This is a genomic window from Allomuricauda sp. TY007 (assembly GCF_010468565.1).
Lineage (GTDB): Bacteria > Bacteroidota > Bacteroidia > Flavobacteriales > Flavobacteriaceae > Flagellimonas.
The window spans coordinates 22060-35735 of sequence record NZ_WUEG01000017.1; the positions used below are offsets into that span (position 1 = coordinate 22060).

Consider the following 13676-nt stretch of genomic DNA (forward strand, 5'->3'; position numbering starts at 1 on the left):
AATTATCTGTAATTCGGTTAGTAACCAAAGCATAAGCAAGGATAAACTCAATAAAAACAAGGGGTTGCAGGGATGGTTCGAATCCCTCAGCGCCCACTTTTACAGTTCAAACGAAAACAAAACCTTGCATATCTCATTGATTTGCAAGGTTTTGACGTTTTAAGGCATTCATTTGAATTGGTTTGATTTGATATGTTTTGGTTTGCAAACTACATCCAATCCACCACCATGGAAGGCTTTCGAACAACGGGACCATGAAGCACATCCAGCGTTTGAGAAAGATGGTCAGGATGGCGGTAAACAATGAATGGTTGGAAAAGTATCCTTTAGATTTTCAACGATGGCAGAACCGACTTGTCCTGTTGCTTCTAAAATTATGTTCATGTCCATATCATTTTTGTTTTTCAGTTATGGGGTAACATTCTCGATAAGCGTCGTCTGGGATTTTTTACTTTATCATTATCATTGCTAATAGTTCATAGGTTAAAATTTTGCGTTTTCTCACGCAATACACCCACATATTGTTGGGGGGGTTATTCTTTCCGTTTGTATTTCAGTTGTACCAATCCCGTTTCAAATGTTTTTGCGGTAACGAATTCAAGGAGCTGTTCAGGTCTTCCATCTTGAAATAATCTGGTTCCATTACCTAACAATACAGGAACGACTGAAATAATAAGTTCATCGATCAAATCATTTTTTAATAGTTCGTTTATCACTTCTGCACCACCGTCACAATAAATATGCTTTCCGCTTTTCGCTTTTAAGCGTTCAACTAAATCGACTAAACTTCCTGTATAAAAAGTTGTTCTTCCTATTTTGGGTTTTGGCGTTCGTGTAATGACATAAACATCCCGTTGCCCATTGTCGTAATGGGAAGCTCCAATTTCGCTGAGCACATAGTCGTAGGTTTTTCTGCCAATGATCAAGGTGTCGATTTCTTTGGTGAATTCAGTATATCCATAATCCTCCCCCTCTTTTTCTACCAATTTTAAGAAACTGAGGTCATTATTTGGCTTTGCAATATAACCGTCTAAACTTGTTGCAATGAAAAGTGATATTTTACGCATGGATTCTTAATTTTTTTTGCTTCTTCAAAACTAGTTGTAGCTGATGAAGGATACTTTGTAAAAATGCGACATTTCAAAGTTGTGATGGGACCAGCCCTGTGTTTCGCTTGATTTCGTTGGTTAGATGTGAATGGTCATAGTACCCGCATTCAAAGGCTATATCCAATAAACTCTGGTTTTGAGCTGGATTTTTGATTAACCTCAATGCGTTCTGAAAACGGATAATATTTGCATATTCTTTTGGGGACAGTCCAATGAGTTTTTTGAAATTCCGCTCCAACTGCCTTACTGTTATGCAATTTCGTTTTGCCAACTCGTGGATACTGATCTGTCCGTTTGTTGAGTGAATAGTGTTGATAACGGATTGCAAGGGATTGTTCTTGCTTTTTATTCGATCTGAAAAGAACCGGTCAAAATAATGGAATGGATTATTACGTACATTATCAATATTGAATGAATTGGACTTTTCAAATGCTACCGTGTCGTTCGTTAGTTCATTTTGTGCGCTAAAGCTATAGAAATTTGAAAATGTTGCAGGTTTTAGACACGCACCCATTAAATGGGTGTCGGAATCAATAAAACTGTCTTTGAATGTAGTCATGGCTCCAACTACGTAGGTTTTGCCAAACTCCAATAAAACAGCGCCGTTGTCAGTTAAGCAAGGCGCTCCCAAATTCATTAGTACACCGGCACAACCATCTGGAAACACCCGTTCCCACTGTTTTTTCTGCCCCATTCCTTTCAGTTCCCAATAGAAATGAATAAAGGGGGCCAATGTCTTGTAAGGTTTTAATTTCTTGTATTTCATTGGTTGCTGCGTGTTTTTTGGTCAAATGAACGCAACGGGCTTCTGCAATGCGTATTGGTGTGTTTTGTCGATTAACTTTGCAAGTGCACACCAAGCCCGGTGGAAATATCAAATATAAATAAGAACAGGGAATTGCTTGTGGCAACGGTTATGTGTCATTTAATGTAATGACTTTATCTTTTTGATGTTCGGATAACCTTTCCGACATCGTCCTGCACAGTTGTTTATTTACCATAGTCAATGCGTCTCTTTCTGCAATGCCATAAACTAGATTGGGGAATTTTTTTTGAATGGACCATATCTGTTCGTGTTTGTCGGGTGACAGTTTTTACCTGGAATGACCGACCGCAATACGGCGTTTTCCAATACAATGCAATTTTCTCCTATCGAAATCGAATTGTTTTCAGCAATGATTTGAGCTCCAAACATGATTCTGCTATTTGCTCCGATGGTTACATCCCCACAAATGGTAGCATTGGGGGCAATATAGGCTGTGGGATGGATTGAAGGTTTCTTTCCCTTGTGTTCAAGTATCATAAGACTTTGGTTGGTCTCTTGGTTCTCATTGTTATACATTGCAGTTCAATACACTGCTTTTTTACATTTGAGCTATTCGGCCAAGGGGCGTACCTGGGTGACCAGTTCCAATAGGAATTTCCCCGGTTCTTCCATGGGCAGTAGGTGTGAAGAGTCGTGGAACCAAACGGCCTTTTTATAAGGAGCCTTGACCTGTTCGAGCCAATCTGCTGTCGGTTGGGTCGGTGTCGTGTAATCATGTTTGCCCATGAATTGGAACACGGGTATGGGAAAGGTGGTTACCTGGGTGAAATCCACGGAAAGAAATTCATCAAGGATTTTTCCCAAGGTGAAGACATTCCCTTGATTGATGGCCCTGACATCATCACGATCGTATTCGGGGGAAAGTAGGGGAGCTTTGAAGAAAAAATCAAATTCATGGCGATAAGCGGCCAGTCCACCATAGTACTGCGCCCATTTTCTGGCGATAACGATCCGATGTCTGGTCAAGGGTTCCGTACCCGGGTATGGGGCAATCGACATCAGTTCCTCGACCGCTTTTTGGTTATTTCGTTTTTTGGCTTCCCTTAATCCATATGCAAAGCTCAATCGCTCATTTTCCACAGGTTTGATGACCTGCCCCACACCGATATAGGCATGAAATAGGTCGGGGCGGCGAAGTGCTGCTTTTAAGCCAACAATGGTACCCCAACTATGGCCCAACAGGAACACCTTTTTCTTTTGGTACCTGTTGCTTATCTTTTCTGCTATCGCGATGGCATCGTCAACATATTGCTCGATATGAATGGTCTTACCCAGTGAAATGGTATCATTGTCACGGTAGGTTTTTCCCGATCCCCTTTGGTCGTAGTTGACCACGGTAAAGTATTCCTCAATCGGGCGTTGAAAGGTCCATGCCAAGGGGGCCAGGGGTGATGCCGGGCCACCATGCACCATAAGGATGACAGGGTTGTCCTTATCATTTCCACGGGCATATACCCATTGTTCGACCCCTCCAATGTCCAACTGGAAGTTTTCTTGGATGCCTTTAGGGGTTACAATGGAATCCAAATCGGCAATGATAGCCCTACTGGGATTATATAAGGTGTCCGATGCGGTTTGCCCATTTGTGGTTTGAAAGGCAAGGACCGCGATGATATAAATGAGATACTTTTTCATAACCGATGATATTTGATTTACATACCGGTATATTGGTATAGAGCTGAGCGAGTCTTTACTTTTTTGTCAGGCTATATCGCAAATGGGTGGTCAGTTCAGCGGGGATAACCTCTTCTATATTAATGTCATATTGGTCCTTATCCATGCCATCAAAAAGTCGGACTCCGCTTCCTAAAAATACCGGTGCGATATGGATCATGAACTCATCCACAAGTCCAGCCTTGAGAAATTGTTGGATGGTATCGGCCCCACCTTGGATTCTAATATCTTTACCTTGAGCTGAATATTTGGCTTTTTCCAAGGCGCTCTCAATGCCATCGTTGATGAAGTAAAAGGTTGTTGATCCCTTTTGTACCCAAGGTTCCCGTTTTTCATGGGTCAGTACATAGACATCCGCTTCGTACAGGTCTTCCGCCCAATGAACCTCGCCTTCCTCGAACATTCTCTTGCCCATGATATAGGAACCTGTCCGTGCAAACACATCATCGATCAACTTGCTATCGGGACCGTACTCTTCACCGCCTTCCATTTTAATGTGTTTCCAAAATGCTTTTTGCTTGAACATCCATTGATGAAGTTCTCCTGCGACCCCTCCCATGGGATTGTCAGGGCTTCTATTTTCGCCTGCAAAATAGCCGTCCAATGAAATGGCACAGTCAAAGATAATTTTACTCATAGGTTTGTTTATTTTGTTAAAGTGGTTTGCTGCCTAGTGTTTCTATATGGAGTAAGGGTTTTACTAATTCCTTAATTATCAACTTAATCATATTGATGGAATAATCAAAATGAATGGTTTTGACATCATTCAACTACTTTGGATACCACGCAAAAATCAAGTTTTTGGAGTTGGGACACCATGAACTTGGGTTAAGAATTGCTTCTGTCGGTCCTGTTAAAGGCAGGGGACTTTCCTTGTGTAGGGCGCAATGTATCATAGTCGGTAAGATATTATTTTCAGTAAAGCGCTTACCATAGAAAACATGGAATAACTCATGTTATGTTGACAAAGTTGATTGCCAGCCCAAGAGGATAATCCTACTCTTTCGAAATATTCCGTAAAAAGGGGGCAATGTAGTTCAATAAGACTCCTGTTTTTTGCATAAGGGTAATGTGGGTCGTACCTGGAATTACCGCTAAACGTGAATTGGAAAGTGGTTCCATAATTCCAAAACCTCCACCACCAACAGCTCTGAAAAGTTCTTGGCTGTGGTTTAAATCTACGCCGTCATAATCTCCGTTAATGATCAAGAGCTCAAGATTACGTTTTTTAATTTCATCAATGTTTAAATCAAAAGGTCGATTTTCAAACGCTATCATTCCTTCAACAAAACTGATCCATTGGCTGGGATCCGGAGCTACTTCGTCGTAAGCGGATTTTAATGGCGTATTTGTTAGGTATTCCGGCTTCATGTTTGCAAATGTTTGTTGTATCTCTGGAAGCCACCCATCCATACTGTAAACGGAAGAAATAAACACAATTTTGTTTGTTCTGTCAGGATAACGTAAGGCTGTTTTAAGTGCAATGGTAGCTCCCAAGCTATAACCTATAAGATGCGCACGGTCAATGTTCAGATGATCCATTAGACCAATAATGTCATCGGCAAAATTTTCGTAGGAAAAAGGTCTTTCAATATTCTTTGTGTGCCCGTGACCTTGAAGCTCCACAGCTATTACCTTATTGGATTTGGCCAGTTCTGGGATGAATTGTCCATAGGTAGTGGCAATGGTCATAAAACTACCGTGTACCAAGATCAATGGTTCGCCTTCCCCATATATTTCATAATACATTTCAAGGCCATTTATAGGTGCGTAGGTGGCCACATTGGGTTGTAATTGTGCCTGTATGATTGACAACTTAAAGCACAATCCCAATACCATTATTACATATTTCATATTGTATTTTATTAGTGGTTCTTGTGAGGTACGGCTATTTATCGCTTCGATAGGTTTGAATTTCTAAATACGCGTCCAAGTTGTGAAGTCCAGAGGTAAAACCTTCTTTAAAGCCCATATCAAGTAAAGTCTCGATGTCCTCAAGCCTATCGTGTTTCAAGGTAATGTCCACTAGGGTAATCTCATTGTTTTCCGAGAAATGATTTGTCCATAGCGAACGTGGCTTTACCGTATTTTCAGTGCCATATTCGTCACAGAACGCATCCAACCAAGACAATAGCTTGTTTGTTTCAATCGCCTTATAATCAGCTTTGCACCAGGTTTTTTCATTTTTGGGGCTTACCATTGCATAGAGCCACATTCCTCCAACTTCTAAATCCAGGGATTTCGTTTCTATATGATAGGGTTTTGGTGCCCACCACTGGTCTAGTATTTCAGGACTTGTCCACGCCTTCCAAACGAATTCAAGATTTGCATTAAATTCCCGTTTAATGTTGATGGTTTTATTTTCCTTGTCAACAGAAAAATTGAATAATAAGCTACGATTCATTTTTTATTCTTTTTAAATGTTTCTATTAATTCTTGAAGTTGGTTTAGCCCCGCAGTGAAACCTTCCTTAAAGCCCATTTCAATCATTTTTTGTAAATGGTCGGCATTTTCATATTGAATCCGGATGTTTACTACGGTCAGGTCTGATTCCTGCTTAAAACGATGTCCCCATAGTGACCTAGGGACTTCGGCGGCCACATGACCGTTTTCGTCACAAAAGGTTTTGGAGGCCGAAAAACTTTTTAAGGACACGATGCTCTGATAGTCTTCCCTGCCCCAATGTTTATGGTTTTCCGGACTTACCATGGCATATAATCTGTAGCCCCCTTCTTTAAACTGCATCATTTTTGTCTGGGAACGATAGGGTTCGGGCGCCCACCATTGGTCCAATAGTTCTTGTTCTGTCCAAGCTTTCCAAACCAGTTCAAGGTCGGCATTAAACTCCCGTTGAATATGAATGGTGTTGTTTTCCCTGTTCACGGAGAAATTGAATAGGAGATTATTTTTCATTTTTGTTCTTTTTTAGTGTTTCCAGTACATTGTCGAGTTGGTTAAATCGATGTTCCCAAATGGCCCTGAACTGTTCTAACCATTTATCGATTTCCTTCATTTTTTCAACCTTTAGCTCATAGTATATCTCTCTGCCTTTTTGGTTGGCTTCAACCAAATCACATTCATTTAGGATTTGAATGTGTTTTGAGATGGTGGGTCTCGCAGCATCAAATTTTTCTGCTATGGCACCAGCTGTCATTGTCTGTGAGGTAAGTAATACCAATATGGCGCGCCGTGTTGGGTCTGATATGGCCTGAAAAATATCTCGTCTTAATTTCATTATGATGTTATTTGGCTACGAATATAAGTGAAGTCATTTAACTACGCAATTTTTGTTGCAAAAAAACCAACTGTTTATGGATCAATTGCGCTGCGTCAATTAACAATTTGAGGGTTGGGGTAGTTTGGGGGAATTCTATACTTCTGATTATAAGAAAGCAAATAGACCCCCAAGAATGAATTATGAGGTTACACCATTTTTTGCCATTTATATTGTTTCCCGCTAATTTGGTATGCTTGTAAAAACTTTTGATCCTTAGGTATATGGGGTATTCTGGCTATCCTATTAAAATAAGAACAGGCCAGAATTTCATTTATTAAACGTTGAAGTTATTTCAATTTACTTGCAGCCCTCTCCATACCGTTCCTTATACCGTACCTAATCATATTCCCATACCCATCATCTGATAAAAATTTGGTAAATGATAATGCTAGATCATAATTGATTTTAGCCTTTCTGAAATCATTTAGATTTTCATAACCCTTGGCAATATGGTTCTGTTACATAAAATCAGGTAGGTTATAAAAGAAAACGGGTTGTCAGTAATAGTTGGCGAATGGATGAAACCTATATCAAGGTGGCAGGTTTGGATAGGTATCTATATCGAGCAGTTGATAAATATGGTAATACCGTTGATTTTCTGTTGACCAAAAGAAGAATGAAGGGGTCGGCCCAGAAGTTTCTCAATAAGGCGATATTGAACAATGGCAAGCCCAGGGTTATAAATAAAGTGGAGCCAATACCTCAGGCATAAAAACATGGAACAAACGGAGTTGTTCAGTGGCAAGGATTAAGATTAGACAATGTAAGTATCTGAACAATATAGTGGAACAGGACCACCGCAGTATCAAACCACGTATCATCATTAGTTGTGGATTTAAAGAGTTTTGAATCCGCACAGCGGACGTTGGCGGGCATAGAAGTTGTGAACATAATCAGGAAGGGTCAAATCATAGATTATAAATCGACGGTGTTTAAAACATTTTGTTCATTGGCAGCTTAATGTGAAAATCCTATTGGATTAATAGAATTAATGCAACAGAACCTGTATAAATCATCTTTTAAATAGATTGTTGGAGGACACAGAGTACCGTAAAATAAGTTATCCTATATTGTAAATTCAAGCGGATTTAACAACCTTAACATATTTTATTCAGCCTTTAAAAAACGTTTGGGAATCTTGCCCTCTTATTTTATAGATAAACTCAATAAGGAAGAGCTTTGATTTTAGTTTCATATGAGGTATATGGTGGACTGTCGTGATTCCAATCCTTGGTATTCGATGCCCGTTCAGTATATAATTGGTGCGCTATCGGCGGCCCTATGCGGTGACTCCCTGTTGGGACTCGGCTATTGTTTTCAAACATATCGGATAAAAGACCATTGAGGGTTATGGTCATGGCCGGTACCTTTGTTTTGAAAATCTGGGGCAGAGCCCAGAGGGAAGGATAACTGGGTATGGCACACTAAAAAAGGGTACAATCCTTGCCATTTTGGGCTTGTCCCTTTTTATCATCCAATTTTATTTGGGTGTTGGTCTTTTCACGCGGATGCTATTCCAAATTCAGGGATTTTGGTAATTCCACAGCATCACTTTCCATATGGTAACGAGAGGCTGTTAAGGTCTTTTCGAGAAACCTCTTGATATCCATCTTTGTAAATGAGCTGATATAATCTGGGTTCAACCCTGATTCAAAGGCATAGCACAGATTGCCTTCCGAAGACTCCCCATCTATGAAGAGCAGTCCTAAGTGGCGGGCCAAACGCTGTATGAAAGCCATCTTCATGTCCAACTGTAATAGTGCTTCTTTGGTATAAACAGGCTGGGATGGATTATAGACAAAAATTTCACCAAGAATCGCTCGCATGCGGATGGGTCTTTGTTTTCTCTTTTAAATATACATCATTATGAACTACCACCAATATGGCTCCCTAAGGATTTTTATGGCTTTAGCTCGTTTCTATTGGTACTGCCATTTCCGCGACCGCTTTCATTTTTGGAAATCAATAGGAAGCCCAAATAAGTCAGATTGTATTCATGGACGATTGTCGCGGTACCTCCGCCAAGATTGGGCTCTTCGGCCAACGTGACTTCAAATTCCGGTTCAACTTTTGCACAGCTTGCCAAAAGAAGAAGCCCCTAATGTCTATAGGGCCATTTTCAAGGGTAAATGACAACTGTTCATCCTTAGTTTTTAGGTCACAATACGTACAAACAAAAGATTCCCGGTTAGGTTACAGCAGTTCTCCAAGTTTTATTCGGGATTTTGACAAAACTGCCCGGTTGATATGGCTCAACCATTCGCCTGGCATTCCTATCGGTAAGGGTAACTCGGTCAGAAGCACCAAGCTATTTTCAGGAATTTTGTATTCAACCTAGACACACATCAATCGGTTACCATAACTATTAGATTTCATGTTTGACCATTGGAAATTAAGCCTACCATACCTGCTGTGGGATGACTCAGATCATCAGCGGTAATCTGGAATAGACCTACTTTTATCAATGGGATGTACAAGAATCATTTTAGGAAACAAGGTGATGCCCTATCTGTTAAGATTAATCGGAACTGTATGGATCTTCATGGGAATATTAAAGGATTAAATGCGGAACAAGTACACGAATCCCGATTAAAATATGGCTACAACCGCATCGAAACCAAAAAGCTCCCCCCTTGGATTAGGGCCTTGAAGGATTTATTGACGGAGCCGATGGTCATTCTCTTACTCATAGCGTCCTTCGTATATTTTTTAGGGGGAAACTTGGAAGATGGGATATTTCTGGCCGTAGCCGTAATCTTGGTCGCCATTATTTCACTGTATCAAGAGGCCAGGAGCCGGAAGGCGATCGAAAGTCTCAAAGAGTTGACAGGGGCCAAATCCAAGGTGATGCGTAATGGGGTCATTGAGCAGGTGAAGGTGGAGGAACTTGTGGTCGGGGATGTCATCATCGTGGAGGAGGGGACTTCGGTTCCTGCAGACGCCTTGATCCTTCAATCCAATGACCTATCGGTTAATGAGGCCATATTGACCGGGGAATCGCTTCCCGTTTTTAAGGGGGAAGAACATGCCGAATCCTTCATATATCAAGGAACACTGGTGATGAGTGGCCTGGCGATATCAAAAATACTGGCGGTAGGTGCAAAAACCGAGCTGGGCAAAATAGGGAAAAGCCTTCAGGATATTGCAAAGGAACGCTCACCCTTAGAACTACAAATAAAACATTTTGCACTTAAGATGGCCGTTCTTGGTGCCTTCATATTGGGTATAATTTGGGTGGTCAATTTTATGAATTCCCATAATTTTTTGGATAGCCTCCTCCAAGCTCTTACCCTTGCGATGAGTGTACTTCCAGAGGAAATTCCCGTTGCCTTTACCACTTTCATGGCACTTGGCGCTTGGCGATTGATGAAGATGGGGGTCATTGTCAAGGATATGAAAACAGTGGAGACCTTGGGCAGTGCTACCGTTATCTGTGTCGATAAGACCGGTACCATTACAGAGAACACCATGGAACTTGCATGGCTTTTTACTCCGGCGACACAGTTGTGGACCCGGGTAAGGGATTCATTAAACCATGATGAATTGGAACTGGTTACAATGGCAATGTGGTCCAGTGAACCCATTGCTTTCGACCCGATGGAGGTGTCCTTGCACAAGGCGTATGTCGACTTGGTTCAACCAGATGTCCGCGCAAGGTACCATATGGTCCATGAATACCCCTTGTCAGGTAGTCCGCCCATGATGACCCATATATTTGAAGATGATAAGGGGCACCGCATCATCGCTGCAAAGGGAGGTCTTGAGGCTATTTTAGCGGTTTGTTCCCTTGATAATCAGGTTATTATGAAATATGAAGGCGCGGTCCGAGAACTCGCAAGTCAGGGATACCGGGTTTTGGGTGTCGCTGCATCCCAATTCTCAGACAACGATTTTCCTGCTGTCCAACAGGAGCTTCCCTTTCAATTCATAGGGCTGGTCGCTTTCCATGATCCTCCAAAGCCAAATATCCATGACGTTTTGGAACAGTTTTATGCCGCTGGTATTCAAGTCAAAGTCATTACTGGTGATATTCCAGAAACGACCAAATCCATTGCTGAACAAATAGGGCTTCGAGGTCTTGAAAACCAAGTTCAAGGGTCGGTATTAAATACACTCAAGGGGCCGCAACTGGAAGATATGGTATCCAGGAACACCTTATTTACGCGTGTTTTTCCCGATGTTAAATTAAAAATTATCAATGCCTTGAAGGCTTCTGGTGAAATTGTGGCCATGACGGGGGATGGTGTCAATGATGGCCCTGCCTTGAAAGCGGCCCATATAGGTATTGCCATGGGCAAAAGAGGAACGGAAATCGCCAAGGAGGCCTCATCCCTTATCTTGGTCGATGATGATCTGTCCAAGATGGTTCAGGCAGTGGCCATGGGCAGACGGATTTATGACAATTTAAAAAAAGCGGTGCAGTACATCATATCAATTCATATTCCCATTATATTGGTGGTCTTCTTGCCATTGGTGTTGGGTTGGTCTTACCCCCATATTTTTTTTCCAAAACATGTCATCATCCTGGAATTGGTCATGGGACCTACTTGCTCCATCATTTTTGAGAATGAGCCCATGGAACCAGGTACAATGTCACGGAGACCAAGGCCCTTTGCACAAACCTTCTTTAAGGCCAGTGAATTGGCTATCAGTATCGCTCAAGGACTGCTGATCACCTTGGGTACCTTGAGCTTATATTACTTTGCCATGAACAAAGGTGCCAGTGAGTCAGAGGTAAGGACCATGGTGTTTGCCACCTTGATGACCTCCAATGTTTTCTTGACCTTGGTGAACCGTTCGTTTTCTTTTTCGATGTTTAGGACCTTAGGCTATAGGAATGCTCTGATTCCATTGATCATAGGCATAACGGTGACCCTAACCGGACTGTTGATTTATATGGATGCCTTTTCTGCCCTTTTCGGATTTGTTCCTCTTGACGGAAAACAGTTATGGGGCAGCATAGGGATCGGGTTTGTCTCCGTCATCTGGTTCGAGCTTTGGAAAATCCTCAAAAGATAATGGAAGATGGCCTTTTTGACCCATGGTGCAAGCGCTGTTGTGCCCCTATTTCGGCATAGTTCTTGGGTAGGTGCCAGCGTAAGGGTGGTTGATTCAAGTCATTTCCCGGTGGAACTGCATGGACTAGCTTCAGTTTATCAAAAAATAGGTTGACATGGATTCTTTTCCCCTTGTGCATTGGTGTAGTACTCATTGGTGGCCATGGGAAAACGGGTTACTTTACGGCTTCCATCGAGGAGGGTGATTTTGTGGTCTTCCCCCACATTTCCGGTTAACTGTACATGATTTCTGAAATTGCTCATGATTGAAAGGATTTATGCCGGCTACAGGAAGGGATGTTATTGTTTTGCCTACCAAGTGGGACGGCGGGCTCAGCAAGGAACATCAATAACGAAACAGGGGAAGTTCATGGTCCCATGGAGGCAGCACGGAACAAAGGATTGGAAAGAGAGGATGTCAGTTGCTTGATAGACCATAGGCGGATATCGATAGGATGTATCACGGAATAAAATGAACTTTATCATTAGTTTGCGATAGCTACAAACCATCAATTATTATAAAAGGCTCGTGGCCATTGAGACCCTTTTCCTTAAAACAGTATTATTGTTTCGATAACCTGGTAAAATCCCCATATATACTCAATTTGATTTCCGAGACCATAAGGCAAATTCGGATGGAGTATTTGTGGTTGTTTCTAAGTGGTCCATTTAGAAAACATAAGAGGTGTTAAGCTGTACTACCGACGCCTTGGTAATTTGAGGGGTAGCTGCATGTTTTTGACCTTTTTAGAAAGCCTAAGATTCGATGGATATTTTCGTTGTTGGGTCATGTTATTGCAGATGACTGCTACAACAAATAAGATGAGGACCCCCGACAGCACGGGAAACAATGCATAGAGATAGCCTAGCGACCGTACATGTTCCGTTCCGATTACGGCAATAAGCGCAGTAGCACCCCCTGGAGGATGTAAGGTTTTGGTATACTGCATTGTGATAATGGACAGGGAAACGGCCAATGGAGCACTGACCCAGATAGGTTCTGGCACTAATTTGTATACACTCACCCCTATCAATGCTGAAATGAGGTGCCCCCCGACTAGATTTCTAGGTTGGGCCAATGGACTCTGAACCGCTCCATATATCAAGACACAGGTAGCTCCAAACGAACCGATCAGGAATACATTTTCAAGAGGCAATAAGTACAGACTTTGTATATAGCCTATCAAGGCCATTCCAAGAAACGAACTAGTGAAGGACCAAAAGGTTTCCCGGTAGTCTACGGTAGTCTCCTTTTGAATAAGATATTTGGTAATTCTGTAGTTACGTTTGATTCGTTTAAGTAGCATGCCCCATCTTTGATTTTCAAAGGTAGGAATCCAAACAGGATAAACTAAATGCAAGCATAGCTCTATGATTATGTATAGCAATTGAAAAGTTGATTAAAGCACTGAAAGACAATTGTATAAAAATATCGAGATTGATTTGTGGATTTACGGTCTTTATTGCTGACACAATTTTATGTACTAATGTTGGTTGGTCAACATGTAACCTATTCCCAAAAAATGCTATATATTTCCGTGCACTGAATTGACGAATAATCAATAGTTAAACAAAGTGGCTGTGATAGCAAATTTATGTTGGGTACAATACCAAAGATTGATATGCAGCCAGTATAGAAAACCATTTGTTTTGACACCTTTCTATAACGCTTTAAATTAATTGTTGATAATTAAAAACAAGCAACTTTATTTTGCCATTATATGGCCCAAAGA

16 protein-coding genes are annotated in these 13676 nt (G+C 41.4%); 3 read left to right on the forward strand and 13 right to left on the reverse strand.

From position 1 onward, the window contains the following. Nucleotides 1-533: 533 nt before the first annotated feature. The 9 genes from GO009_RS15625 to GO009_RS15665 all read right to left on the reverse strand — a co-directional run bounded on the left by GO009_RS15625 (nucleotide 534) and on the right by GO009_RS15665 (nucleotide 6844). Nucleotides 534-1067, reverse strand: a complete 534-nt coding sequence (locus GO009_RS15625) for a dihydrofolate reductase family protein (protein ID WP_163627556.1) — start codon at nucleotides 1065-1067, stop codon at nucleotides 534-536. A gap of 73 nt (nucleotides 1068-1140) precedes the next feature. Beyond that, nucleotides 1141-1875 (reverse strand): helix-turn-helix transcriptional regulator, encoded by a 735-nt coding sequence (locus GO009_RS15630; RefSeq protein ID WP_163627558.1) that lies wholly within the window; start codon nucleotides 1873-1875, stop codon nucleotides 1141-1143. A gap of 267 nt (nucleotides 1876-2142) precedes the next feature. Beyond that, nucleotides 2143-2412 carry a gamma carbonic anhydrase family protein gene (locus tag GO009_RS15635; protein ID WP_203532467.1) on the reverse strand — a complete coding sequence of 90 codons (270 nt, stop codon included), beginning with the start codon at nucleotides 2410-2412 and terminating at the stop codon, nucleotides 2143-2145. A 72-nt stretch (nucleotides 2413-2484) separates the two neighbouring features. Next, nucleotides 2485-3570 carry an alpha/beta fold hydrolase gene (locus GO009_RS15640; RefSeq protein WP_163627560.1) on the reverse strand — a complete coding sequence of 362 codons (1086 nt, stop codon included), beginning with the start codon at nucleotides 3568-3570 and terminating at the stop codon, nucleotides 2485-2487. Between the two features lie 55 nt (nucleotides 3571-3625). Continuing rightward, nucleotides 3626-4246 (reverse strand): dihydrofolate reductase family protein, encoded by a 621-nt coding sequence (locus GO009_RS15645; RefSeq protein ID WP_163627562.1) that lies wholly within the window; start codon nucleotides 4244-4246, stop codon nucleotides 3626-3628. A 359-nt stretch (nucleotides 4247-4605) separates the two neighbouring features. Next, nucleotides 4606-5463 carry an alpha/beta fold hydrolase gene (locus GO009_RS15650; RefSeq protein ID WP_163627564.1) on the reverse strand — a complete coding sequence of 286 codons (858 nt, stop codon included), beginning with the start codon at nucleotides 5461-5463 and terminating at the stop codon, nucleotides 4606-4608. Nucleotides 5464-5497: 34 nt separating this feature from the next. Continuing rightward, entirely contained in the window at nucleotides 5498-6013 is a 516-nt protein-coding gene (locus GO009_RS15655; protein ID WP_163627566.1) for an SRPBCC domain-containing protein, read from the reverse strand. After that, a complete protein-coding gene (locus GO009_RS15660) occupies nucleotides 6010-6522 on the reverse strand; it encodes an SRPBCC domain-containing protein (protein WP_163627568.1) in 513 nt (170 codons plus the stop codon). The genes GO009_RS15655 and GO009_RS15660 overlap by 4 nt, the downstream gene beginning before the upstream one ends. Next, nucleotides 6512-6844 carry a metalloregulator ArsR/SmtB family transcription factor gene (locus GO009_RS15665; protein ID WP_163627570.1) on the reverse strand — a complete coding sequence of 111 codons (333 nt, stop codon included), beginning with the start codon at nucleotides 6842-6844 and terminating at the stop codon, nucleotides 6512-6514. The genes GO009_RS15660 and GO009_RS15665 overlap by 11 nt, the downstream gene beginning before the upstream one ends. A gap of 556 nt (nucleotides 6845-7400) precedes the next feature. Between GO009_RS15665 and GO009_RS15670 the strand changes: the two genes are divergently transcribed. Then, the gene (locus tag GO009_RS15670) at nucleotides 7401-7598 is read left to right on the forward strand and encodes a DDE-type integrase/transposase/recombinase (RefSeq protein WP_163627572.1); all 198 of its coding nucleotides are present in this window, start codon (nucleotides 7401-7403) and stop codon (nucleotides 7596-7598) included. A 26-nt stretch (nucleotides 7599-7624) separates the two neighbouring features. After that, a complete protein-coding gene (locus GO009_RS17985) occupies nucleotides 7625-7735 on the forward strand; it encodes a hypothetical protein (protein WP_369008827.1) in 111 nt (36 codons plus the stop codon). Nucleotides 7736-8397: 662 nt separating this feature from the next. Here the strand turns inward: GO009_RS17985 and GO009_RS15680 are convergent. Both GO009_RS15680 and GO009_RS15685 read right to left on the reverse strand, forming a co-directional pair. Next, nucleotides 8398-8712, reverse strand: coding sequence for a hypothetical protein (locus GO009_RS15680; protein ID WP_163627574.1), 315 nt, complete (start codon nucleotides 8710-8712; stop codon nucleotides 8398-8400). A gap of 74 nt (nucleotides 8713-8786) precedes the next feature. Continuing rightward, nucleotides 8787-8972, reverse strand: a complete 186-nt coding sequence (locus GO009_RS15685) for a hypothetical protein (protein ID WP_163627576.1) — start codon at nucleotides 8970-8972, stop codon at nucleotides 8787-8789. Nucleotides 8973-9418: 446 nt separating this feature from the next. Here GO009_RS15685 and GO009_RS15690 point away from each other — a divergent pair, with 446 nt between their 5' ends. Beyond that, entirely contained in the window at nucleotides 9419-11905 is a 2487-nt protein-coding gene (locus GO009_RS15690) for a cation-translocating P-type ATPase (RefSeq protein WP_163627578.1), read from the forward strand. 137 nt (nucleotides 11906-12042) lie between these two features. On the opposite strand, the gene GO009_RS15695 is transcribed toward GO009_RS15690, so the two are convergent. Together GO009_RS15695 and GO009_RS15700 are read right to left on the reverse strand one after the other, a co-directional pair. Further along, a complete protein-coding gene (locus tag GO009_RS15695) occupies nucleotides 12043-12207 on the reverse strand; it encodes a single-stranded DNA-binding protein (RefSeq protein WP_163627580.1) in 165 nt (54 codons plus the stop codon). Nucleotides 12208-12641: 434 nt separating this feature from the next. Continuing rightward, nucleotides 12642-13250 carry an HPP family protein gene (locus GO009_RS15700; protein ID WP_163627582.1) on the reverse strand — a complete coding sequence of 203 codons (609 nt, stop codon included), beginning with the start codon at nucleotides 13248-13250 and terminating at the stop codon, nucleotides 12642-12644. Between the last annotated feature and the right edge of the window lie 426 nt (nucleotides 13251-13676).

Coding starts and splice junctions, on each gene's coding strand:
- GO009_RS15625 (WP_163627556.1), bottom strand. CDS start 1,067: ATGCGTAAAATATCACTTTTCATTGCAACAAGTTTAGACGGTTATATT.
- GO009_RS15630 (WP_163627558.1), bottom strand. CDS start 1,875: ATGAAATACAAGAAATTAAAACCTTACAAGACATTGGCCCCCTTTATT.
- GO009_RS15635 (WP_203532467.1), bottom strand. CDS start 2,412: ATGATACTTGAACACAAGGGAAAGAAACCTTCAATCCATCCCACAGCC.
- GO009_RS15640 (WP_163627560.1), bottom strand. CDS start 3,570: ATGAAAAAGTATCTCATTTATATCATCGCGGTCCTTGCCTTTCAAACC.
- GO009_RS15645 (WP_163627562.1), bottom strand. CDS start 4,246: ATGAGTAAAATTATCTTTGACTGTGCCATTTCATTGGACGGCTATTTT.
- GO009_RS15650 (WP_163627564.1), bottom strand. CDS start 5,463: ATGAAATATGTAATAATGGTATTGGGATTGTGCTTTAAGTTGTCAATC.
- GO009_RS15655 (WP_163627566.1), bottom strand. CDS start 6,013: ATGAATCGTAGCTTATTATTCAATTTTTCTGTTGACAAGGAAAATAAA.
- GO009_RS15660 (WP_163627568.1), bottom strand. CDS start 6,522: ATGAAAAATAATCTCCTATTCAATTTCTCCGTGAACAGGGAAAACAAC.
- GO009_RS15665 (WP_163627570.1), bottom strand. CDS start 6,844: ATGAAATTAAGACGAGATATTTTTCAGGCCATATCAGACCCAACACGG.
- GO009_RS15670 (WP_163627572.1), top strand. CDS start 7,401: ATGGATGAAACCTATATCAAGGTGGCAGGTTTGGATAGGTATCTATAT.
- GO009_RS15680 (WP_163627574.1), bottom strand. CDS start 8,712: ATGCGAGCGATTCTTGGTGAAATTTTTGTCTATAATCCATCCCAGCCT.
- GO009_RS15690 (WP_163627578.1), top strand. CDS start 9,419: ATGGATCTTCATGGGAATATTAAAGGATTAAATGCGGAACAAGTACAC.
- GO009_RS15695 (WP_163627580.1), bottom strand. CDS start 12,207: ATGAGCAATTTCAGAAATCATGTACAGTTAACCGGAAATGTGGGGGAA.
- GO009_RS15700 (WP_163627582.1), bottom strand. CDS start 13,250: ATGCTACTTAAACGAATCAAACGTAACTACAGAATTACCAAATATCTT.